The sequence below is a fragment of the Halobacillus sp. AWM4_238 genome, assembly GCF_056158265.1.
Genome location: NZ_JBSWSY010000002.1, coordinates 154,474 through 177,711 on the forward strand (window position 1 = coordinate 154,474; position 23,238 = coordinate 177,711).

General features: G+C 43.4%; 23 protein-coding genes. 18 read left to right on the plus strand and 5 right to left on the minus strand.

The features are described from left to right. The first annotated feature begins 140 nt into the window (after positions 1 to 140). The 5 genes from liaF (at position 141) to ACXACN_RS00865 (ending at position 3,687) form a co-directional block, all read left to right on the plus strand. Positions 141 to 896, plus strand: a complete 756-nt coding sequence (gene liaF, locus ACXACN_RS00845) for a cell wall-active antibiotics response protein LiaF (RefSeq protein WP_474961549.1) — start codon at positions 141 to 143, stop codon at positions 894 to 896. Between the two features lie 13 nt (positions 897 to 909). Next, entirely contained in the window at positions 910 to 1,974 is a 1,065-nt protein-coding gene (locus ACXACN_RS00850; RefSeq protein ID WP_474961551.1) for a sensor histidine kinase, read from the plus strand. Beyond that, the gene (locus ACXACN_RS00855; RefSeq protein ID WP_474961552.1) at positions 1,971 to 2,597 is read left to right on the plus strand and encodes a response regulator; all 627 of its coding nucleotides are present in this window, start codon (positions 1,971 to 1,973) and stop codon (positions 2,595 to 2,597) included. The genes ACXACN_RS00850 and ACXACN_RS00855 overlap by 4 nt, the downstream gene beginning before the upstream one ends. Positions 2,598 to 2,766: 169 nt before the next feature. After that, positions 2,767 to 3,186: a disulfide oxidoreductase gene (locus ACXACN_RS00860; protein ID WP_474961553.1), complete on the plus strand. Its 420-nt coding sequence runs from the start codon at positions 2,767 to 2,769 to the stop codon at positions 3,184 to 3,186. Positions 3,187 to 3,189: 3 nt separating this feature from the next. Then, entirely contained in the window at positions 3,190 to 3,687 is a 498-nt protein-coding gene (locus tag ACXACN_RS00865; RefSeq protein WP_474961555.1) for a thioredoxin family protein, read from the plus strand. Positions 3,688 to 3,722: 35 nt separating this feature from the next. Here the strand turns inward: ACXACN_RS00865 and ACXACN_RS00870 are convergent, their stop codons facing one another. Next, positions 3,723 to 4,229, minus strand: coding sequence for an antibiotic biosynthesis monooxygenase family protein (locus ACXACN_RS00870; RefSeq protein ID WP_474961556.1), 507 nt, complete (start codon positions 4,227 to 4,229; stop codon positions 3,723 to 3,725). Between the two features lie 94 nt (positions 4,230 to 4,323). On the opposite strand from ACXACN_RS00870, the gene ACXACN_RS00875 reads away from it, so the two are divergent. From ACXACN_RS00875 to hemY, 4 genes are all read left to right on the plus strand, one after another. Next, complete coding sequence (locus ACXACN_RS00875; protein ID WP_474961557.1) at positions 4,324 to 6,474, plus strand: transglycosylase domain-containing protein; 2,151 nt, start codon at positions 4,324 to 4,326, stop codon at positions 6,472 to 6,474. Positions 6,475 to 6,581: 107 nt separating this feature from the next. Then, positions 6,582 to 7,619, plus strand: coding sequence for a uroporphyrinogen decarboxylase (gene hemE, locus ACXACN_RS00880; protein ID WP_474961559.1), 1,038 nt, complete (start codon positions 6,582 to 6,584; stop codon positions 7,617 to 7,619). A gap of 34 nt (positions 7,620 to 7,653) precedes the next feature. Continuing rightward, positions 7,654 to 8,583: a ferrochelatase gene (gene hemH / locus ACXACN_RS00885; RefSeq protein WP_474961561.1), complete on the plus strand. Its 930-nt coding sequence runs from the start codon at positions 7,654 to 7,656 to the stop codon at positions 8,581 to 8,583. A 5-nt stretch (positions 8,584 to 8,588) separates the two neighbouring features. Then, positions 8,589 to 9,995 carry a protoporphyrinogen oxidase gene (gene hemY / locus ACXACN_RS00890; protein ID WP_474961563.1) on the plus strand — a complete coding sequence of 469 codons (1,407 nt, stop codon included), beginning with the start codon at positions 8,589 to 8,591 and terminating at the stop codon, positions 9,993 to 9,995. 216 nt (positions 9,996 to 10,211) lie between these two features. On the opposite strand, the gene ACXACN_RS00895 is transcribed toward hemY, so the two are convergent. Beyond that, positions 10,212 to 11,150 (minus strand): nucleoside hydrolase, encoded by a 939-nt coding sequence (locus ACXACN_RS00895; RefSeq protein WP_474961564.1) that lies wholly within the window; start codon positions 11,148 to 11,150, stop codon positions 10,212 to 10,214. Positions 11,151 to 11,345: 195 nt separating this feature from the next. On the opposite strand from ACXACN_RS00895, the gene ACXACN_RS00900 reads away from it, so the two are divergent. After that, the gene (locus ACXACN_RS00900) at positions 11,346 to 12,362 is read left to right on the plus strand and encodes a LacI family DNA-binding transcriptional regulator (RefSeq protein WP_474961566.1); all 1,017 of its coding nucleotides are present in this window, start codon (positions 11,346 to 11,348) and stop codon (positions 12,360 to 12,362) included. Between the two features lie 847 nt (positions 12,363 to 13,209). Here ACXACN_RS00900 and yhfH read toward each other — a convergent pair. Continuing rightward, positions 13,210 to 13,338, minus strand: a complete 129-nt coding sequence (gene yhfH, locus ACXACN_RS00905) for a protein YhfH (RefSeq protein WP_474961567.1) — start codon at positions 13,336 to 13,338, stop codon at positions 13,210 to 13,212. Positions 13,339 to 13,456: 118 nt separating this feature from the next. On the opposite strand from yhfH, the gene ACXACN_RS00910 reads away from it, so the two are divergent. The 5 genes from ACXACN_RS00910 (at position 13,457) to ACXACN_RS00930 (ending at position 20,116) form a co-directional block, all read left to right on the plus strand. After that, entirely contained in the window at positions 13,457 to 14,188 is a 732-nt protein-coding gene (locus ACXACN_RS00910) for an MBL fold metallo-hydrolase (protein ID WP_474961569.1), read from the plus strand. A 66-nt stretch (positions 14,189 to 14,254) separates the two neighbouring features. Next, positions 14,255 to 15,256, plus strand: coding sequence for a lipoate--protein ligase (locus ACXACN_RS00915; RefSeq protein WP_474961570.1), 1,002 nt, complete (start codon positions 14,255 to 14,257; stop codon positions 15,254 to 15,256). Positions 15,257 to 15,418: 162 nt separating this feature from the next. Then, a complete protein-coding gene (locus ACXACN_RS00920; protein WP_474961572.1) occupies positions 15,419 to 16,960 on the plus strand; it encodes a fatty acid--CoA ligase family protein in 1,542 nt (513 codons plus the stop codon). Positions 16,961 to 17,336: 376 nt separating this feature from the next. Continuing rightward, positions 17,337 to 18,272 carry a hypothetical protein gene (locus ACXACN_RS00925; RefSeq protein ID WP_474961573.1) on the plus strand — a complete coding sequence of 312 codons (936 nt, stop codon included), beginning with the start codon at positions 17,337 to 17,339 and terminating at the stop codon, positions 18,270 to 18,272. Between the two features lie 1,097 nt (positions 18,273 to 19,369). Then, positions 19,370 to 20,116, plus strand: a complete 747-nt coding sequence (locus ACXACN_RS00930) for an SDR family NAD(P)-dependent oxidoreductase (protein ID WP_474961575.1) — start codon at positions 19,370 to 19,372, stop codon at positions 20,114 to 20,116. On the opposite strand, the gene ACXACN_RS00935 is transcribed toward ACXACN_RS00930, so the two are convergent. Then, a complete protein-coding gene (locus tag ACXACN_RS00935; protein WP_474961577.1) occupies positions 20,117 to 20,563 on the minus strand; it encodes a DUF3939 domain-containing protein in 447 nt (148 codons plus the stop codon). A gap of 306 nt (positions 20,564 to 20,869) precedes the next feature. On the opposite strand from ACXACN_RS00935, the gene ACXACN_RS00940 reads away from it, so the two are divergent. Further along, positions 20,870 to 21,397, plus strand: coding sequence for a competence protein ComK (locus ACXACN_RS00940; RefSeq protein WP_474961578.1), 528 nt, complete (start codon positions 20,870 to 20,872; stop codon positions 21,395 to 21,397). Here the strand turns inward: ACXACN_RS00940 and ACXACN_RS00945 are convergent. Continuing rightward, positions 21,318 to 21,734: a YhjD family protein gene (locus ACXACN_RS00945; protein ID WP_474961580.1), complete on the minus strand. Its 417-nt coding sequence runs from the start codon at positions 21,732 to 21,734 to the stop codon at positions 21,318 to 21,320. The genes ACXACN_RS00940 and ACXACN_RS00945 overlap by 80 nt on opposite strands. 212 nt (positions 21,735 to 21,946) lie before the next feature. Here ACXACN_RS00945 and ACXACN_RS00950 point away from each other — a divergent pair, with 212 nt between their 5' ends. After that, positions 21,947 to 22,594: a TVP38/TMEM64 family protein gene (locus ACXACN_RS00950; RefSeq protein ID WP_474961582.1), complete on the plus strand. Its 648-nt coding sequence runs from the start codon at positions 21,947 to 21,949 to the stop codon at positions 22,592 to 22,594. Between the two features lie 54 nt (positions 22,595 to 22,648). Continuing rightward, positions 22,649 to 23,185 (plus strand): signal peptidase I, encoded by a 537-nt coding sequence (gene lepB / locus ACXACN_RS00955; RefSeq protein WP_474961584.1) that lies wholly within the window; start codon positions 22,649 to 22,651, stop codon positions 23,183 to 23,185. The last annotated feature ends 53 nt before the right edge of the window (positions 23,186 to 23,238 follow it).

Below are 23,238 nucleotides of genomic sequence, written 5' to 3' on the forward strand. Positions count from 1 at the left end.
TCACCAATACCTATTTCTCGGTACGATGAGACTAGATCATAAAAAGGAGACCTAAACATTTCCTTGGAACATTCATCAATGAAAAGGAAATGTAGGAATTTTGTCGAATGTAATTACGGAAGGTTAAAAGGGTGATCACTATGTATAATAAAATTTCACAAGTCGTTATAGCATTTTTATTAGTCGCAATTGGATCTGTTCTTCTTTTGTCGAATTTGAACATTATTTCCCTGGAAATGAGGTGGACATGGGGGAATATTTATCCGATTATACTATTGGTAATCGGTTTGAAGATTTGGATGGATGCGTTGTTAAAAAGGGGTGGGAGCTGGATCGTTGGGTCATTTCTTACGATTTTCAGCACCCTTTTACTGACGGATCGATTGGGTGTTATTGAGTTCTCCTTTGGTGATATGTGGAAACTGTGGCCGCTTCTATTCGTATACTTTGGGTTTAGCATCTTTTTAAGAAGAAGCAGCTCTATCTTGAATGTTGAATATGATTTTGAAGGGTCTTCTTCTAAAAAAAAGAAGTCTAAGCACATGATGATTGGAGACCATTCCTACAGTGAGGAGAACTGGAAGGTGGAACCAGTGGATTTATGGAACGGAGTTGGGGACTACCGCTTTGATTTCACTCGTGCCTTTATACCTGATGGGGATACGCCGATTATCGTGCGCGGGTGGGTTGGAGATGTCAAAATGTTGATTCCAAAACATATCCCTTATCGTGTAGATGCCAAAGTGAAGACCGGTGATATCCGTGTGGGTGGACAAAAAGCTGAGGGGATGCACAGAAGTGTGGAATATGAAACCGATGATTATTCCATGGCCACTCGAAGATTGACTATTGGGGTCGATTTAAAAGTGGGTTCCATTCGAATTGAACAGGTGTGAAAGGTGGGAGAACATGTTAAAGCAATTGAATAGTATTCGTTACATGTATATCCGCTCACACCTTTATGGACTCATACTAAATACGTTTATTCTGCTGAGTATCCTCTTATCCGTTTACGTTTGGTTTCAGCCTGTTTGGTTAAGTGCAGGGGCCATTTTATTGTTCGTCCTGCTTTATATCCTCCTTGGGTTTATGATTTCACTATATGCGGGCTTTCGATCGAGTGGAGATGTCAAACACCGGTTGGACTACATATCGATGATGATAACCCAGCTTTCGCGCGGAAACTTCAGTAAACGGATCTACTTTAATGAACGTGATGAAATTGCTGCTGTAGGGGATGAATTGAATGTTCTTGGAGAGAAGCTTGAGCAGCAGAAGGATTCGCTTGTGAAGCTCGCTGACGAAAAAAGCGAACTGGCACGGACGGCTCACAAAGCAGCGACGATCGAAGAGCGCCAACGTCTTGCGCGTGACTTGCATGATGCTGTCAGTCAGCAGTTATTCGCCTTAACGATGATGGCTCAAGCAACTGAAAAGATCTTTGATCGTCGTCCGGAAAAAGCAAAAGAACAACTTCAGGAAATCACCCAGATGGCCCTTCAGGCTCAGACGGAAATGAGAGCGCTACTCCTGCATTTGCGGCCTGTTCATTTATCGGGAGAGCCATTGACAGAAGGGATCAAAACTCTGATAGAAGAACTGCGTCAAAAGTGTCAAATTGAGTTTGATGTAAATATGGAAGATTTAGGGGAGTTGCCGACGTCTGTAGAAGAGCAATTGTTCCGAGTCGTCCAAGAGGCGCTTTCGAATATATTGAGACATGCCAATGCTTCTGAGGTAAAGGTTGAAGCCACTCATGACCAAACGGAAATTTTCTTACATATTGCTGATAATGGTGTAGGCTTTGATACAGACGACAAGAAAAGTAAAAAGGCATCCTACGGGTTGAAAACGATGCGTGAACGGTGTGAAGAAATCGGCGGCACCTATGCTTTACGCTCGAGGAAAGGGGAAGGAACTCATATTGATGTCCGTGTTCCTGTAAAAGCAAAGGAGAAGGGGGAAGAGGTATGATTCGGGTAGTAGTCGTTGATGACCACGATGTCGTCCGTAAAGGGGTAATCGCTTATTTAAGTACAGAAGAAGACTTGGACATCGTAGGAGAAGCAAGCAGTGGGTATGAAGGTGCAGCGCTTGTTAAAGAGAAGAAGCCGGACGTCGTTCTTATGGATTTGATGATGGAGAATGGAACGGGGATTGATGCGACAGAGGAAATCATGAAAACCGAATCTTGTAAGATTATCATTTTGACGAGTTATTATGATGATGAAAAAGTCTTTCCGGCTCTTGAAGCAGGTGCCTTTAGTTATATGCTCAAGACATCCTCAGCAGATGAAATTGCAGATGCCATACGTAAAGCCGCTCATGGTCAGAATGTGATCGAACCGAAAGTAGCAACGAAAATGATGTCCCGGTTCCGGCAAGAGCGAAAACCACATGAGGAGCTTACGAAACGAGAGCTCGAAGTATTAAAATGCATCGGTGAGGGGAAGACGAATCAGGAAATCAGTGATGTCCTTTATATCGGGATCAAAACGGTGAAGACTCATGTGAGTAACATATTAAGCAAATTAGAGGTGCAGGACCGCACCCAGGCAGCCGTCTATGCCCACCGGAATGGATTGTTTAAAGAGTAACAGAAATAGAAGAAGGCCGCTTATAGCCGGTCTTTTTCTATTTTTTTGTTGGTAATGAAGCATCATTTACCGCAAGGGTGTCAAAAGGTGTGGGGACTATGAAACTACTTTGTTTTCGAGAGGATACCTAGTATAATGGCATGAGAGAGAGGGAGAAAGGATACAAAACATGAAGAAAAGTATGGAAGCAGCGCTGTTCCTTTTATGGGCTACATCACTCGTTGCGACTGTCGGGAGTTTATTTTTTTCAGAGATTCTCGGCTATGCCCCTTGTGAGTTGTGCTGGTATCAGAGAATACTGATGTACCCGCTTGTGCTTATTTATGGGACAGCATTATGGAAAAAGAAATGGGATGTGGCTTTTCCTGGTATTGTGATGAGTGGAATAGGGATGTTCGTTTCTATTTATCACTATATGTTGCAGAAGATCCCGTCCCTTTCAGCAGCAGACACATGTGGTCTCGTGCCTTGTAATGGTCAATATATCAACGTTTTCGGATTCGTGACTATTCCATTTTTAGCAGGCACTGCCTTCATTATCATTTTTATTGTTCATTTATTTGTTGTTGTAAAAGAAAGGAAGGAATAATCTATGAAAAAAGGAATGATCATTTTCGCAAGTGCCCTTGTGGTGCTTGTTGTCGTTCTCGTATTTGTCGTGAACTATCAAAACTCACAAAAATCAGCGGATAACCCATATGGGAAAGAAAACTTGGATCAGGCGACCATTGATCAATTAGATGACCCGCACTATCAAAACCAGATTCAACCAGAGGCTCTGGAAGAAGAAATTCAATCAGGTGAGCCTACAACGGTTTACTTTTATAGTCCTACTTGTGTGTATTGTCAACGTACAACACCGAGGATGATGCCGATTGTGAATGAGTATGACCTCGATGTAAAAAAAATGAACCTTGAGGAATTCGAAACTCAATGGGATAAGTACGGAATTGAAGGAACACCAACACTCATCCATTTTGAAAATGGAGAAGAGCAGGCAAGAATTACAGGTGAACAATCTGTTCGTGGATTGGATGACTTCTTCCAACAGGAAGTCATGAACAGTGAAGCAGAACAAGAAGAGGAATAAAAAAAGTGAGCGGTTTTCCGCTCACTTTTCCTATGTTACTCATCGAGTTCAATCATTTGATATTTTGTGATATACGCATCGCCATCGATGAATGACGGCTTCTTCTGGTGCTGAGGTCCTGATTTTTTATGGGCCTCATCAAAAGACTTGGAGTTTTTCCAGTCTTCGAAGTCTTGTTCACTGCGCCATTGAGTAAGGACGACATACGTATTGCCTTTTAAAGGTCGAAGGATTCGAATCGCTTGAAAGCCTTCACGATTTTCTACATTCCCTGCTCGTTTTTTGAAGCGGTCCTCAAAAACAGGACGACCTTCATCACTGACGGGGATGTTGTTCATTACAACATAACCCTTGGATTGCATCGTACCGACATGGTCGACGGTTTCGTAGTTGCGTCCTTCTTCAAAGATGGACGTGTCATCACCTTCGTAATAGGCAACCGTTTTGTCTTGGTCCTGCATAAAAAACAAAGAGGCTTCAGGGTGTTGTTGACTCAGTTTGGATAAGTAATTCAATGTACCATTGGTCATCGATACTTTCATTGCCGATGTCTCCTTTCCTGCGGTATCTTCAGTTTAGCAAGCGGGGTTCCATGGTGGCAAGTTTGAAGGATAGAATAGAAAGGATGCACGTAATTTGAACATCAAAGATGTAAAGAAACGCCTACCTTCTTGGTCCGGACGATTGAAATGGCCGGCCTTTATTGCTCTGGCCCTTATCATGATCGTCGGAATCGGTTTCCTCATCATATTGTTTGGCGGCCGGTTTGTTGTAAATGAAGAAGACCTGATTCTAGATGAAATGACGACGGTGGAGACAACCGAAGGAGAAGTCATTGAACGGATCTATACGAAAAACAGAAAGAATGTATCTATTCAGGATGTTCCTGAGCACGTCAAGGATGCGTTCATTAGTATAGAGGACAGCCGGTTCAGAGAGCATTCCGGTGTGGATTTTAAAGGGATTATGAGAGCGGTATATAAAGATATCATCGCCATGAAAAAGGTGGAAGGTGCAAGTACGATTACTCAGCAGCTTGCTAAAAACATTTTCCTCTCGAATGAAAAGACGTGGATGAGAAAAACGAAAGAAGTCATGGCGTCTCTTTACTTGGAGCGCAACTATTCAAAAGATGAAATACTAGAGTTGTATTTGAATCGGATTTACTTCGGGGAAGGTACGTATGGCATTGAAGCTGCTTCCCAACACTATTTTCAAAAAACGGTATCTGAATTGACGGTTGCTCAAGGAGCTTTGCTTGCGGGGTTACCGAAAGCACCCAATACTTATTCTCCATTCGACAATCCGGACAATGCCAAGCAGAGAAGAAATGTCGTTTTATCCCGGATGTACGACACAGGAAAGATTGATGCAGCCTTAATGAAGCAAATGCAAGGTTCGACGCTTGCTGTTGAGCGGGCGGGAGATACGGATGAAACATGGTCTAATAGTTATGTTGACCTCGTCATCCACGAAGCAGCGGAAAAATATCATATATCTCGTGATGAGTTAAAACGTGGAGGGTACCGGTTGGTTGTGGAAATGGACCCCTCCATTCAGAAAATCGCTGCAGAAGGAATGAAAAACGGCGAGTTTGTCCCTGGTTCTTCGGATTCAATTGAAGGAGCTTTCACTCTTATGGACCACTCATCAGGTGCGCTTGTGGCAGTCGTTGGAGGACGTGATTTTAAACATGGGGATTTCAACCGCGTCCGGGCAAAACAGGCACCTGCCTCTATCATTAAGCCATTTGCCGTTTATGGTCCAGCTATGATGACAGGAGATTATGATCCATACAGCTTGTTATCTGATGAAAAGCAGACGTTTGGCGCAAATGATTATTCTCCCAATAACTATGATGATCAATATGAAGGCGAAGTCTCGTTGTACCAGGCTTTGATCGAGTCTAAGAATGTGTCAGCCGTTTGGCTCCTTGATCAAATCGGCATTTCATATGCCAAAGGATATTTAGAGAAGGCCGGGTTAACGACAAAGGATAGCGGTTTATCTATTGCACTTGGAGGTTTGTCTGATGGATATACCCCTCTTCAAATGACGGAAGCTTATGGATCGCTCGCTCAAAACGGAAAGAGAAAAGAAAGCTATACCATTGCAAAAATTCTTGACCGGAACGACAAGGTCATCCATGAACAGACTTCTGAAGAAACAGAAGTATTCAACGCGCAGACGGCTTGGTATTTAACAGAAATCCTCCAAACGGCTGTACGGGAAGGAACAGCTCAGCCTGGTGATTATCCTAAAGCCTTAGCAGGAAAAACAGGGACTCACCAGGACCAGCATGTATGGTTTGCCGGATACACGCCTGAGTATTCCGGGGCGCTATGGATGGGCTACGATCAATCAGGAGAGATTCAAGGAAGCAGTGCTTATCCGACTCGCCTTATGAAGAAAATATTAACAAGGATCGATCAGGAGAAAAACCTGGCCGCTACTTTCCAACAACCAGAAGGGGTAGAAAGCTTACCTGAACCTGTGGACCTTCCTATATTAACGGACGTAACAGGGAGACTCAATTTAACCGGGCTTGCTTCATTAAGAGGCACCATTCGTTGGTCCGCCTCTGACGATGAACGAATCGTGTACCGTATTTTCAGAGTAGAAAACGGAGAAGATGTTAAGGTTGGCGAAGTGACGGGAAAGAATGAGTTTAAGGTCAGTGCTTTTGGGATATTCGATCAGACGAGCTATTACGTCGTGCCCGTGGACCCTTTAACAGGGAAGAAAGGGCAGGCTTCCAATACTGTTAGCTTAAGTTGGGACCTGTGAAAAATAGCACAAAATGATGACAAATGTTTCATATTTCTATACAGAAGACCAATAAATCGTTATAGTTGTAAGCGGATAAATGTTGAACGGGAAAAGGAGTTCTGAAGATGAACAAAATTGAAAATGACACGATTTTAAAAGCTTTCCGTGGAGAAGAAACAGACCATACCCCTGTATGGTTCATGCGTCAGGCAGGGCGCTCTCAGCCGGAATATCGAAAATTGAAAGAAAAGTACTCATTATTTGAAATCACCCACGACCCTGAACTATGTGCTTATGTGACACGTCTTCCAGTGGAGCAATATGGTGTCGACGCAGCGATCTTATACAAAGACATCATGTCACCACTGCCGGCTATCGGTGTAGACGTGGAAATTAAAAAAGGGATCGGACCGGTCATCCACAATCCAACCAGAACAAAAGCGGATATTGAAAAGCTTGGGACTATCGATCCTGAAGAAGACGTACCTTACGTCATGGACACGATTCGTCTATTAACGAAAGAACAACTCACAGTGCCATTGATTGGTTTCAGTGGTGCACCGTTCACCCTTGCGAGCTATATGATTGAAGGTGGACCATCAAAAAATTACAATAAAACCAAGTCACTCATGTACAGCGAGCCGATGACGTGGTTCGCACTCATGGACAAACTGGCAGACATGGTTATTGCTTATGTAAAAGCACAAGTCTCAGCCGGAGCGAGTGCCATTCAGATCTTCGATTCATGGGTTGGATCTCTAAATGTCGAAGATTATCGTACGTTCATTAAGCCGGTTATGCAGCGGATCTTTTCTGAACTGAAAGAGGAAGGCGTGCCGTTAATTACTTTCGGGGTAGGAGCGAGACACCTGATTCATGAATGGGATGATCTTCCTGTTGATGTACTTGGATTGGATTGGCGCATGTCAATTACTGAAGCAAGAAATGAAGGAATCACTAAACCGCTTCAAGGAAACCTGGATCCATCCATGCTTTTGGCGGATTGGGATACCATTGAGGAAAGAGCAAAGAAAATCATTGATGAAGGAAGACAGCATCCTGCTCATATTTTTAACCTTGGCCACGGAGTAACCCCGGATATTAAACCGGAAACATTGAAGAGACTGACTCAACTGATTCATGATTATTCTAAGAAATCTTAAGCGCGGTTAAAAAAAGATGAAGAGGTGAAGGAACATGGCAAAAAAACAAATGGGATTATTAGTAATGGCCTATGGGACGCCTTACAAAGAAGAAGATCTAGAGAGGTACTACACTCATATCCGTCGCGGACGCAAGCCTTCAGACGAGATGCTGCAGGACTTACGTGATCGGTATGATGCCATCGGCGGAATTTCTCCGCTTGCGCGAATTACAGATGATCAGGCGGAAGCTTTGAAAGATGCTTTGAATGAAAAACAAGACGATATTGAATTTAAAGTCTATCTTGGGCTGAAGCATATTGAACCATTTGTCGAGGATGCGGTTGCCCAAATGGCTGAAGATGGACTGGATGAAGCTGTTTCCATCGTGCTTGCCCCTCATTACTCCACATATAGCGTGAAATCTTACAACGGCCGCGCCCAAGAGGAAGCAGAAAAGCACGGAATTTCTATTCGTTCCGTAGAAAGCTGGTATGACGCTCCTGGTTTTATCGACTATTGGAAAGATGTCATCAACACCGAATATTCCAAGATGACGGAAGAAGAAAAGGAAAAAGCTTGCCTGGTTGTCTCTGCTCATAGTTTGCCATTGAAGATTTTGGAAGGGGGAGACCCTTATCCAGATCAATTGCGAAGAACAGCCGAACTAATTTCAGATGCTACCGGAATTACACAATATGAAATTGGCTGGCAAAGTGAAGGCAACACTCCAGATCCATGGATCGGGCCTGACGTCCAGGATCTAACAGAAGATCTTTATCATGAAAAAGGATACCGAAGTTTTGTGTACGCTCCCGTTGGATTCGTATCCGATCACTTGGAAGTCCTTTATGATAATGACTACGAATGTAAAGTCGTTTGTGATAAAGTCGGAGCGAACTACTATCGCCCAGAAATGCCAAATACTCATCCAAAGTTTATCCAGACCCTTGCTGATGTCGTCCTGGATAAAGTGAAAGCGTAGTTTTTATGGAAGAGAAAAAGCGCGTCGTTGTGGTAGGTGGAGGGATTTCAGGTTTAACCTCCGCCTATTATCTACAAAAAGAAGCAAGAGAGAAAGGTTTACACTTGGATGTTCAGTTATTGGAATCAAGCGAACACCTTGGCGGAAAAATTGATACAATTCAAAAAGATGGCTTCACGATTGAACGCGGTCCCGACTCTTTTCTAGCACGTAAAGAAAGTGCCGGCCGTCTTGCAGAAGAGGTCGGGCTAGGAGACGAACTGGTCCCAAACGGCACGGGGCAGTCCTACATTTTAGTAGATGGCAAACTTCATAAAATGCCAAGTGGATCTTTTATGGGTATTCCGACAAGAATACGTCCGTTCTTATTCTCTGGTTTATTCAGCCCTGTAGGAAAAGCAAGAGCTGCTTTGGATTTGGTCAAGTCGAAAAAAACGGTAGATGGCGATCAGTCCCTCGGCTTGTTCTTCCGCAGAAGGCTTGGTAACCAAGTTGTTGAAAACTTAATTGAACCGCTCTTGTCTGGTATTTATGCAGGAGACATTGATCGTTTGAGTCTGCAATCGACATTCCCGAACTTCTATCAACTTGAGCAGGAGCACGGAAGTCTCATTAAAGGACTGCGAGCAACATATCCGATGAAGAACCCTAAAAAAGGGGAAAAGAAACCGAGCATGTTTCGCACCTTAAGAAACGGAATCGGTTCACTTGTAGAAGCGATTGAAGATCAATTGGATTCCGGTACTGTCCATAAAGGTGTAAAGGTGGACCATATCGAGAAGAAAGTCAATGGCTATCACCTTCTGTTGAGTGATGGTACAGTAAAAGAAGCCGATGCAGTTATTTTAGCGGCTCCCCATTTTGCTGTACAGCGCATGCTGTCTCAGTATGACTTTCTGGAACCGTTCAAAGAAACCAACGCTACATCTGTAGCTAATGTCGCCATGGCCTTCGATGCGTCAGCTATTAAAAAAGATATTGACGGTACTGGTTTTGTCGTTTCAAGAAACAGCGATTTCCGTATTACAGCTTGTACGTGGACCCATAAAAAATGGCCGCATTCGACACCAGAAGGGAAAGTTCTTCTAAGGTGCTATGTCGGAAAACCTTCCGACCAAGAAGTGGTTCGTAAATCGGACGAAGAGATTGAAGAAATCGTATTAAATGATTTGAACAAAACGATGGATATTACAGCCAAACCGGAATTCTCTGTTGTGACTCGCTGGTATGATGCGATGCCTCAATATACGGTTGGGCATAAGCAGAGGGTAAATGCTATTGCAGAACAAATGGAGAAGGACCTGCCAGGTGTTTATCTTGCAGGTGGTTCTTACCGAGGAATCGGTTTGCCTGATTGCATAGATCAGGGAGAAGCAGCTGTAAGAAACGTCATCGACTTTCTCTATCACTAAAAAGGAAGCATTCGTGGGAATGCTTCCTTTTTTCTATTACTCTTTCTCCAACTAATTTGCAGGATTGTAGAAGACTTGATTTCGAGATGTTTTTTGAGTGTCTGGGCGATGGAGCTAGACGAGTAGCTTCCCAACCACCCCTGAATCACAATACGGTAAACGAACCACGGTTATCTCGAAACTGAGTCTTCCACAATCGGAAGCTATAGTTGTAGATTAGTTTTTGCCTGTCATGATTTTGAAAAAGTCATTGATGAAGGCTTCTCTGTTGAAATCAATGATGATGTTGTGCATAGGATAGCCCTCGATGTATTCAGGTGTAGGACGGAAGTCAGCGTAAGTTAGACCTTGAGAAGGTCCGGTTGCATTTATACTTACTTGTCTTTCTACAACATTATATTCATGAGGATTCATTAAATAGGATAATAACGTGACGTCATGAAGAGGAGCTCCATCAATTCCGGGAATGATCGACTCGTATTGTGTACTGTAGTAATCCATGATAGGAAAAATGATTTGGGAAAAGGGGGTGTCATTTTCCTCCGCTACTTTTTTTATTCTATCTAGAGGAACTACCGCCCGATTGCTGATATTCAAAGGGACAAAGGTAACATTTTCTCCATGAGAGGCTACGATTTTGGCAGCTTGAGGGTCGCCGTGTATATTTGCTTCTGCAACGGCTGTGCGATTGCCAGGTACGAAGAAGGCTCCTCCCATAACATAGACATTTCCCGTTCTATCAATGTTACTTTCTGATTGAATGTACGTAAGAGCGAGAGAAGTTAATCGGGAAAGATTTATGATCGTCAAATCTTCACCATATGTATGAATCAATTCATATACTTTTTTAAATTGGTAATAGTCAGATGTTTGAATAGACGGGATGATTTCACCAAGCCCGTGGGCACCATGGATATCAAAGAAAAATTCTGCTTGGTTGCCTGTCAGTGGCTTGTCTGCTCCTTTTATTATTGGTATATCCGTTTCTTCAGCCAACTTTAGGAGATAGGCTGTGTTTCTTAAGGCAATCTCTTGAGGGACGTTTCCATACTCGGCAACGATTCCAACGACTTCAATTTCAGGATGGAGAAGAGCGTACATAATGGCAAATGCATCATCTACACCAGGATCTGCGATGATCAGAACTTTTCTCAAATGAACCATCTCCCTAATTTTTCCTGTTTATATCTTATTAAAGGTGTAAGATGAATATGTAATTTAAGGTTATTGCAGGTATTAAGATGATAAATAAAATATATCGCAATATATGAAAGGGCTTGCAAGAAAACCGAATGATTAGTATGATTAAAATTGGAAACGTTTTCAAGAATGCATCAAGGGGGAGTAAGTATGGCTACGATTGAAGATGTAGCGAAACTGGCTGGTTTATCGAGGACAACGGTCTCCCGAGTCATCAATGATCAGCCCTACGTGACAGATGAAAAAAGACAGCGTATCATGCAAGCCATGAACGACCTTGGATATGTCCCCAATTCTTCCGCCCGTCGTCTTCGAAGTCAAAAAACGGAGACCATTGCCGTTCTCTTGCCACGCCTGACGAACCCTTTTTTCGGTAATTTGATAGAGGCGATGGAGGAAAAAGCTTCTGAGTGGGGATATCAAGTAATCGTCTGTCAAACACATGATTCAAAGAAAAAAGAAATGGATTATTTACAATTATTAAAGACGAAGCAAGTGGACGGAGTGATCATGGCCTCCCTTGTTAATGATTGGGAAGATGTTAAAGCATTCTTAGAATGTGGCCCCATTGTCTTCTGCAACGAATATATGGACGAGTCCAGCATTCCAATGGTTCATATGGATCATAAGCAAGCCGCGTACGAGGCCACCATCCACCTGTTAGAACAGGGTTGTACCCATATCTCTTATGTGAGTGGGGGGCCGGAGAGTCACTTGTCAAAAAAACGGCAAGAAGGTTTTACTACAGCTCTATCTGAATATGGGCTTTCTTTTCAAGAAGACTTGGCAATAGACTGGGCCATAGATGTCAGTGATGGCCAAAAGGTCTTTCATATCATTAAAGATGAGTTTCCCCATGTAGATGGAGTGTTTACTGGCTCCGATGAGGTTGCCGCCGGTTTAATTTATGAAGCGACATCCTCTTCAGATTGGGTGATTCCTGATGATTTAGCCGTCGTAGGTTTTGATAACCAAATGATCTCTCTACTCATGGTTCCTTCTGTTACAACGGTTGAACAACCTGTAAAGCAGATGGCGGATAAAACAGTTGAAGTGTTGATCCAACAACTCTTGCATCCTGGTGCTCTTGCACCGAACAGATATGTTTATCCTCATCAGCTGCTGGTGAGAAATTCCACAAAACGAAAAAAACTATCCATCCAGTAGCACGGTCTACCGGATGGATAGTTTTTTTGTTGGATTATTTCGCTATATGGCAGGATTGTGGAAGACTCGATTTCGAGACTTTTGTTGAGTGGATGGGGGCTGCGGGGAATGACTCGCTTTCCGCGGGAGCGCGGTGAGCCTCCTCGGACTGCGTTCTGTGGGGTCTCACCCTGCACTTTTTTCTTCGTGATATCCGGTTTCGGTGCCTAGCGGCTAGTGAGACTTCCCTCGCTTCTGTACGATAAGTCAACATCGAATCACTCCGTTCTTCGTGTTTCCTTTATCTCCGCCAGCTCAGTCCAGTCCATACGCCGCTGATCGAGGCACCTCCACACTTAAGATAGGAGTCTCGCCATTCCCCTCCGCCCCTTTGCCATGGAAGATTCTCGAAATCACTTCTGGAAGAATCAGCTTGAATGACTGAGAGACTGAAGAAAGTGGATCATATAACCTCTATCCACAAGCAGACATTCAGAATCTATAAGCTTGATATAGAGCGCTTTATGCCTGCCTTAGGAGGGGAAATGGGAGACACTCCCTCTAGGTATAGGGGTTCGTTTCTCCTTAATATGAAAGGGGGGGGGAAGCTGCGAGACCCCACAGGAAAGTGTTCAAATGCGGAATCGCCCTGGTAGACACGAGTGTCTGGGCGATGGAGCTAGACAAGTTGCTTCCCAACCACCCCTGGCGCCCAACACGGCAAACGAAACCCGGGAACATCTCGAATCTGAGTCTTCCACAATCGGGAGCTATAATTAAAGAGGGAAAAAAGGTCAAAAAAATAGCAGCTTTTTACAGCTGCTCCAAATCTTATGTTCATTGTTATGTTTTTTGTGGAATACTAGACTTAGCGGGCTGGGTGGTCACATTCGTCGCAAATGTTGCCGTAGCAGTCAGCTTTTTCCTGAATCACGTTTCCACAGTTGGAGCAGTGCTTTTTCGGAAGGTTACGGAAGAACTCAAGAATACTCATCATCTGTAAATCGCCTCCAATTAATTTTAATGTAAAACCATTGTATTATAACAATATTCAGAAATCAACATTCTGTTATAAAACAATGTGCAAATAGGCAAAAAGTTTTAGGAGTGATGAAATGAAAGTGACAATTATCGGGTATTGGGGAGCCTATCCAGCAGCAGGTAGCGCAACTTCCGGGTATTTATTTGAAAAAGATGGTTTTTCGATGCTAGTGGATTGTGGCAGTGGGGTGTTATCACGATTGCAACAATTTAAGAAGGTAGATGAATTGGATGCCGTGGTTCTTTCTCATTACCACCATGACCACATCGCTGATATCGGGCCTCTTCAATATGCCTGCCTCGTTCAAAACTCTCTGGCCGGTTCAAATGATTCGCTACCCATATATGGACATAAAAAGGAGAAGGGGAAGTTTGAAACGTTAACACATCAATATACACAGGGAATAGCTTATGATCCTGGTAAGACGCTTGAGGTGGGACCTTTCTCCATACAATTCCAAGAGACGAAGCACCCGGTACCTTGTTATGGTATGCGGATCTCTGATGGGACGGACACGGCGGTTTACACAGCCGATACAAGCTATTTTAAAGAGTGGGCGACTTTTGCAAAAAATGCGGATCTACTTATCACAGATACAAACTTTTATAAAGATATGGATGGGAAAAAAGCGGGGCATATGACAAGTACAGAAGCAGCAACCATCGCTGAAGAGGCGAATGTGCAGACCTTGTGGCTCAGTCACTTGCCGCACTTTGGGCAGTTGACACGGTTGCGTCAGGAAGCAGAGGATATTTTCGGCGGAACCATTCAACTGGCAGACGAAGGGCTGACCTGGAGTAAATGAATTGTTTCAAAGTGATTAAACGATTACAATGGTACATGGACAATAAGGACTGAAAGGATGAGAAGCATGCTTTTTATTGACCATGAGGGGATAAATGATCCTCGTATCAACTTGGCCATTGAAGAATACGCATTGAAAAATCTTGATATCAACAACACATACTTACTGTTCTATATCAACGAACCTTCCATCATCATTGGTAAAAACCAAAACACGGTGGAAGAAATTAATACGAGCTATGTAGATGAGAACGGAATCCACGTGGTTCGTCGTCTTTCTGGCGGTGGGGCGGTTTATCATGATCTCGGAAACTTGAACTTTAGTTTCATTACGAAGGATGATGGAGACAGTTTCCATGATTTCGCTAAATTCACAAAACCGGTAACAGAAGCCTTGAAGAAATTGGGTGTCAACTCAGAGTTGTCTGGGCGTAATGATATTGTTGCTGAAGACGGCCGGAAAATATCAGGGAACGCTCAATTTTCAACACGGGGGCGCATGTTTAGCCACGGGACTCTGATGCTTGATTCAGAAATTGAAAACGTTGTATCTGCCCTGAATGTGAAAACAGAGAAAATTAAATCGAAAGGGATTAAATCCATCCGTAGTCGTGTAGCAAACGTTTCTGAATTTCTTGATGAAAAGATTTCTATGGAAGAGTTCAAAAACTTAATTCTTCGCTACATTTTCGATGTTGAAGATGTGAAGGATGTTCCTCAATATAAGTTGACGAAAGAAGATTGGGATAACATTTACGAATTGGCAGAAGAACGCTATAAAAATTGGGATTGGAATTACGGCAAGTCTCCTAAATTCAACATCCAGCATACGAAACGAATTGAAGGTGCCGGAAGCTATGATATTCGTCTCGATGTAGCCAAAGGACATATTCAAAACGCAAAGATCTTTGGCGACTTCTTTGGAGTTGGGGACATTAATGAGATTGAAGAAATATTAATTGGCACCAAATATGAACGCCAGGCAATATCAGAAGCTCTCGGTGAGGTGGAGGTTTCCCATTACCTTGGTAAAATCAGTAAAGAAGACTTCCTCGATATGGTGTACTAACAAAAAGAACGGTCCTTTTCCAAGGGTCGTTCTTTTTTGTATATATGCTTCTCCAAGTTCCTCAGGACGACAAATGTTGCTAAAAAGTTTTCAGTATTTTATAATTATAATGAAAATTATTAAAATGAGTGATTATTCATTCATTGCCAAGGGGGAGCATACATGAATCTAAGCGAACAACTGTCGCTTACGGCTCAGAGTTATCCCGCTAAAGATGCCTACATATTTCAAGGCCAGCGGGTAAGTTATCAAGAGTTTGATGCAACAGTCACTAAATTCGCTTCTCAGTTGTCTGAACTCGGTTATGGAAAAGGAGATCATTTAGCGCTTGTTAGTGGAAACAGTCCTTTGTTCATGATTGGACTTTACGGAGCACTACGTACAGGGGCAACCGTCATCCCAATCAACCCTACGTACACCGTGGATGAAATGAGTTACATCTTGAAAAATGGAGACGTCAAGGCTGTGATGACGATGGATGTATTGATTGAGAAATTTGAAGTAATGGATCATGATCTTGATATCGCGCACTATTTTGTAGCAGATACCAATACAGGTGTGGATTTGGAGGCTTCTTCACTAAACAGAAAAATGAAATCGTTTACAAAAACGGTAGCTGAAGGAAGTTTAAATTATCAAGCACCTCCACTTGATGATCAGGATGTGGGAGTTATTTTGTACACATCTGGAACAACAGGTAAGCCAAAAGGCGCTATGCTCACACACCAAAACTTATACTCGAACGCAACGGATGTGGCCGAATACCTGGAAATCACCTCAGACGATCGTGTGATTGCTACCTTACCTATGTTTCATGTGTTCTGCTTGACAGTCTGCTTAAACGCTCCAGTTATGAATGGTGGCACCGTTCTCATTGTACCTAAATTCTCTCCTCAAGAAGTATTTGCAACCGCAGAAGAATACCAGGCGACGGTGTTCGCTGGTGTCCCGACTATGTATAACTATTTGTTACAAACAGGAAAAGAACAAGCACCAACGTTCCGCCACATGCGCCTTTGCATTTCGGGAGGTTCCTCTTTGCCAGTCGCCTTACTCGAATCATTCGAAAAACAGTTCAACGTACGCGTTTCAGAAGGTTACGGACTCTCCGAAGCCTCACCTGTTACAGCTTTCAATCCTCTAGATCGACCAAGAAAAGCAGGGTCTATCGGTCAAAATATAAAAAATGTCAAAAATAAAGTGGTGGATGAACTAGGGGAAGAGCTGCCTGCCGGTGAGGTAGGGGAATTGGTGGTCAAAGGTCCGAATGTCATGAAGGGATACTATAAACTCCCTGAAGAGACAGCCGTTACAATTAGGGATGGTTGGTTATACACAGGTGATATGGCTCGTCAGGATGAAGACGGATATTTTTACATCGTGGACCGTAAAAAAGATATGATCCTCGTTGGAGGATATAACGTCTATCCTAGAGAAGTCGAAGAAGTATTCTACCAGCATGAAGACGTGACTGAAGTCGCGGTCGTAGGATCACCCGATCCTGAGTTGGGTGAGACGGTCATTAGTTTTGTCGTATCCAAAAATCCAACTTTGACAGAGTCTCAACTCATGGAATATTGTCGGGATCATTTAGCAAAGTATAAGGTCCCTACGCGTATTGAATTTATGTCTGAGCTTCCTAAGAACACGACAGGGAAGATTCTTCGCAAAAACTTACGAGAACAACTTACGAATTCTAAATAAGGTACCATAAAAGCTCAAAGTCTCTAAGACTTTGAGCCTTTTAAAATCTTCCCCTTCCATTAAAGCTCCCTTTTCTTGAAGACTCAGTTTCAAGACGTGTGGGCGTTTAGGGGCTCCTGGAAACCGTTCGCTTTCCATGGGGCGGGCGGTGAGCCTCCTCAGGCTACGCCTTCCGGGGTCTCACCTGTCCCACACGTCCCATAGGAGTCACACCGCGCTCCCGCGGAAAGCGAGCTATTCCCCGCAGCCCCATCCACTCAACAAAAGTCTCGAAATCGAGTCTTCAAGAATCCTGCCAAATAGTTGAACAGGTTTTCAAGGGAGGGTTGGAACTTTTTCTATTGTTAAACGTAAGAGATAGAAAGGGGGAAGAATGATGGAAGATTTACATGAATCCTTAATGGAAGCAAAAAGAAGATACCTTGAGAAAGAACGCCTACATAGAGAGAAAGAACAATTGAAACAAAAACATAAAGAATTACGTGCTAAAGAACAGCACTACTTAAAAAGGCTCAAGGAAGAACAAGAAGATGTTGAAAAACTGGAACGGATGAGCCTTACAAATCTATTCGTAACAATTACAGGTAATAAACTTGAGAAAGTGGAACAAGAAAAGCAGGAGGCTTTGGAGGCGCGATTGAAATGGAGAGAAGCACATCATTCCGCTCTTGAAGTTGAGAAAGAAATAAAAGATCTTTCTGAAAGAATTGCTGCTTATGGAAATTCTAAAGAGGAGTATGAAAGGCTGTATCAAAAAAAGAAGCAATTCCTGATTTCTAAAGGCGATAAGAAAGGCGAGCACCTTCTTGAGCTTAGTGAAAAGCGGTCCATGCTTCAGGCGGAGTTGGTTGAAATAACTGAGGCGATCGATGCAGGCCAATCCGCAATAAATGCTTTAGAAGAGGCATCGACTTCGTTGACTTCTGCTGAAAATTGGGGAGCATTGGATATGCTTGGTGGTGGACTGCTGACTACAGCCGTCAAACATTCACGAGTGGATGACGCAGATACCGCCATCCATACCGCACAAAGATATTTGCGGAAGTTCGCAAATGAAATTGAGGATTTAGGCAATCATTATAATATTAATATCCATATTTCTGGCGGTTTGACGATTGCCGACCATTTTTTTGATGGCTTACTTGTGGATTGGTTTGTCCAAAATAAAATCCAATCTTCTCATGAGGAAGTGAGAGAAATCAGAAAAAAGACGCATGAGATTCTTCTTGATCTTGAATCCTTACACCGTCAATTTGAAAAAGAAGAAGGCGTACTGATAGAGAAGGTGGATCGGATTGTGCGACAGATATAACTGGAATTTTAAGTTGTCGTATGTCATTTACTAGAAACTTCGCACCAGTTTGCGGACCTCCGCAATTTTTTTTCGGTGAAGCCGGACCAAGGATGTATTACAATAGAAACAGATAAGCGGTGATGCTTATTTATCTCATTACTATTTATGATTTGGTTGTCATAAATAGGTCAGTAATGTTGTTTACTGATGAGTGTCACGGAAAAGTCTTTCCTCTCAAAAGAACTTTTCCAACAATTTATTCCCTCACTCAAAAGTTAACCAGTCGTCTCTTTTGGCCCATGCTCACGCAGAGCATGGGCACTTTTTTTGTACCTAGCCCCTTAAACATAAGCTCCCGATTGTGGAAGACTCAGTTTCGAGATGTTCCCGGGGTTCGTTTGCCGTGTTGGGTGTTAGGGGTGGCTGGGAAGCAACTCGTCTAGCTCCATCGCCCAGACACTCGCGTCATAAGCAGAACAGCAAAGGAATGAAAAGCACATTCCGTTGCTGTTCTGCTTATGCCAGTCGTGTCTACCAGGGCGATTCCGCATTTGAACACTTTCCTGTGGGGGAGTGGCGAGCCGGGCTACCCGCCCTGCGGGATCTCGCCGATCTCCTTTCTCCCACGGGAGTCTCGCAGCTTCCCAACCCCCCCTTTCATAGTAAGGAGAAACGAACCCCTTTACCATGAAGGAGCATCTTCCACCCCCTACTACCTACAGTAAGAAAGGGCTCTATAACAAACGTTTATGAGCTCTATCCATACAATGGAAGCTTTGTGTTACAGTTCCTAATACGTATGGAACGCACCTAATTCCAGAAGTGGTTTCGAGATACTTTTAAGGCAAAGGGGCGGAGGGGAATGGCGAGACTCCTGCGGGAATAGAGTGCAGGGTGAGACCCCACAGGACGCAGTCCGAGGAGGCTCACCGCGCTCCCGCGGAAAGCGAGTCATTCCCCGCAGCCCCCATCCACTCACACAAACATCTCGAAATCAAGTCTTCCACAATCCTGCTATATCCTGTAATAGTTGATGTGTGGTATAGGCCTGTATTTAAAAGTATGAGCTTTGCTGATCGTGTTAAAATAACGGAATGGAAAGGAGTGTGTAGATGATGAAAAATTTAGAGGGTCAGGTTGTACTGGTTACAGGAGCCAATCGTGGTCAGGGAAAGGTCATTGCAGAATATTTGTTGTCTCTTGGCGCATCGGTTGCGTTCGGGGCCCGAAATGTCGAACTTGCTGAAGAGGTAGTGGCAGCTGCCGGATCTTCAGAAGCAATCGCTGTACAACTGGACGTTACAAAGAATGAAGAATGGATCGCTGCAACGGATGAGGTAGTCAAGAGATTTGGTCGTTTGGACGTGCTTGTAAATAATGCTGGACTTTTGATCCGCAAGCCTTTTGTAGAAATGAAAACAGAGGAGTATGAGCAATTGATCCAAGTGAATCAACTAGGAGTCTTTTTCGGAATGCAGGCTGCCATTCCCTATATGATGGAAAAAGGGAAGGGTTCTATCGTAAATAACTTATCCATTTCCTCTTTTGCTCCAATTAGCCAGTCGTCCGCTTATGCAGCAACAAAAGCGTCGGTAGTGGCTATGTCCAAGGCGGCAGCTATTGAACTTGGGCCATCAGGGATACGTGTGAATATGGTGCATCCAGGTGGGGTGGAGACCGAAATGGCGACAGAGGGGAAAGGGGTACCGGAATTTTATGATACGATCCCGCTCGGGAGGATCGGCCAGCCCCTGGAAATCGCTAAAGCCATTGCATTCCTTGCTTCTGATGATAGTTCCTATTGTACGGGAACAGAAATCGTTGTGGATGGCGGGATGACATTAGGGACGGCTGATCGTTAATTATTCAGGTTTTTTATAGGTAATCATAAATTCTTCCTTTGTGAGGTAAAAGTCACGTTCTGGTCTTCGTTGTAACAAACGGTGATTCTCGAGCTTATAATAACTTATCCGCTTGTATGGGTCATGATCTATGATAGGGAGCTCTTGTGTCTGTCTCATATATTGGTCGACGGCATGTTGAACGAGATCGATATCCAGCGCAAGATCCCGGTCATGTTCCTCAAATAATTCATAGGTTTCCCGGGACATGTAGAAGTTTTGAATAGGTACAGCTTTTAAGTAGGGGGCTAAAAGTTCATAATCCAAGGAAAGATCCTCTTTGATGATTACGCTTAGAGGAACATCGCTTGGCTTGGCATCCGCATAGGCATGGACGGCTTTCCGGACATCGTGTATGGATAAATCCTTTTTCTCCAGTTTCGGCTTCTTGTTTTTTCTACGCCACATGTATCTTCCTCCTAAAAGAAATTTTGCTTGAGAGGTGTTTTCAATGAAAGATCAACCGGTTCAGCCTGAACTCGATTTCTTCACATTACTTAATCCTGACTTTGGTCGTGGTGAAGAGCAGAGAGGTAATAAAGGCCAGAAAGAAGAAAAGGTTTAATTGTAGTATAGCAGAATTGTCGAAATGAAACATTTTTTAAGAATGTTTAGACTTTTGTTGGGTGATTTGGTAAATTAAAGAAGATGAGCGGTAGGTTCGACCTGAGTGTAGAGCTGCCGCCACTTGAAATGAAAGAGGTGTTGAAGTGGATGACATATGTTCATGGAAAAGAATACGAGATTAATCCTCAAACCATCGCGCTTATAGCCAGAAACTGTGAGGATGGACAAGCTTTTACGGAAGTGATAGAGACGGATGAGCGGTTTGTCATTTCAAAATGTCCAAGTGATCTAATCGATCGTTCCTGTCGTTACTTTGCAAGCAGTCTCGATGGCCGTATTGCAGGTACAAAGCAATTGACTGGTTATACACACAAACCACCGATTGTCATATCAGAAGCGATGGGCATTTATTTCTTCCCGATTATCTCCCCTAAACGAAAAGACTGCTCCTGGATTGCCCACAAATATATTCGGTCTTACCGTGGAGAACCTAATAAAACGACGACCGTACAATTCTCCAACGGCATGTCTGTCAATCTCCCAGTATCTGACGGCATGTTCGCCAATCAAGTCCAACGAACCGCTCACTTGCGCGTCATTCTGGAGGACCGCTTCCATTCGACACCTGTGGCTGCTGATCATCGTGCCGAACGGATCGCTGAGACCTTCTCATAAGCTCGAACAAAATATTTTCCACTTTTTTTCGGATGGCTGGATTGAAATAGTTACGCTTCTCCTCATATCCATGAGCTAAAAAAAGGAAAGAGGTAAATGAATCGTTTCTTCCAGATTCAACCACCTGCAATTTCATCTGATCCATTTGCTTTCTGAGTTCTCTTCGTTCTTTTCGCGCTTCCAGTTCCATTTTTCCGAGCATCTCCATGTATGGCTCCTTGATTTTGAATTTCCCTTGTTCCATGTGTTTCCGATCCTGCCTGATTACAGTAATGGCCATAGATAAAAACAAATAGCGGGAAGCGAGCTCCAATTCGTTTTGTTTTAGATACCTCATGTCATTCTCCTCCGAATACGAACAGATGTTCTTGTTTTGTATTATACCACGGAACGGTCCAATGTATGCAAGATAGTTTTACAAAAAGGTTGAAAGTGGTAAGAAGGGGAAATGATAGATAAAGACGCACATACTGGTAGGCATGGAGCTGGATTTTCGATAAAATAAAGAAAAGCATACACTGGTCGCTAGTGTACATAAGGAGTAGCATCATGGATTCAGTGTTTGAAAAAATCAACCAATGGCGCAGATTAGCGGAGAATGACCAATTATTTGATTACATCATCAGGCAACTCGAAGGATTGGAGCGCTTTGGACCAATTCCGGGCATCTTATTTCCTCTTATTGAAGCCTTTTTGCCGATCTTGCCACTTGTCGCCTTTGTTTTGGCCAATGCTGTTGTGTATGGGTTGTTCAAAGGATTTCTTTATTCATGGCTTGGAGCTGTTTTTGGATCATTATGCGTGTTTTTTATTATTCGTCGTTTAGGGGACAAGCGTTTGTTCCAGGCGATTACAAGGCAAAAGCAAGTGAAGAAAGTGACGAAGTGGGTGGAAGAGCATGGGTTTGGACCATTGTTCTTGCTCATGTGCTTCCCGTTTTCTCCCTCGTCGATTATTAATGTGGTTTCTGGGTTATCCAATGTTAGTCGACAGCAATTCATCCTGGCTGTTCTCTTGGGGAAGGCCGTCATGATCTTTACGATTGCCTACGTCGGTTCAAGCATTGCGTCGTTTGCTCAGAATCCGGTGAAGTCGATCGTCGTCGGCGTTTGCATTCTGCTTTTCTGGGTGCTCGGGAAGTATATCGAGAAAAGAATACAGCTAAAGGCGGAACAGAAAGAGCACAGCATGGATTAAGTTTGTTGCAGCAAGGGTAAAATGTTTGTAGCACAACACCTGGAGGCGCAAACTATGAAAAAATATCGAAGAGCGATCAGAACGATATTACTCGCCCTATTATTGGCTTTCGTATTCCGCTCTTACTTGTTCGCAAGCTATATTGTTGATGGCGAATCAATGGAACCGACGCTCTATGATGGAAATTTACTGATGGTAAATAAAGCAGTCTATGATTGGCAGGATGTTGAAAGACAACAGGTCATCGTTTTTCATGCAAATGAACAAGAGGATTATGTAAAACGAGTCATCGGGGTAGGCGGGGATGAAATTGCCGTTCGAAATGATCAGTTATACATTAACGGTGAGCGTGTCGATGAACGTTACCTCGACCCCCTCCGTCCAAATGATGGTCTGCCTTTTACGAGAGATTTCACGTTAGAAGAGGTAACGGGGCATCAAAAGGTCCCTGAAGGCCACTTGTTCGTTATGGGTGATAACAGACGGGACAGTCTGGATAGTAGATATTTCGGGTTTGTCCCCGCTGATACCGTCGTCGGTAAAGTCGATGTACGCTACTGGCCCATGAACCAACTCGGCGTGCAATTTTAAAGCCAACCGTCCTAAAAGGGCGGTTTTTTTTGTGCCCAACGTTATTCAACGAT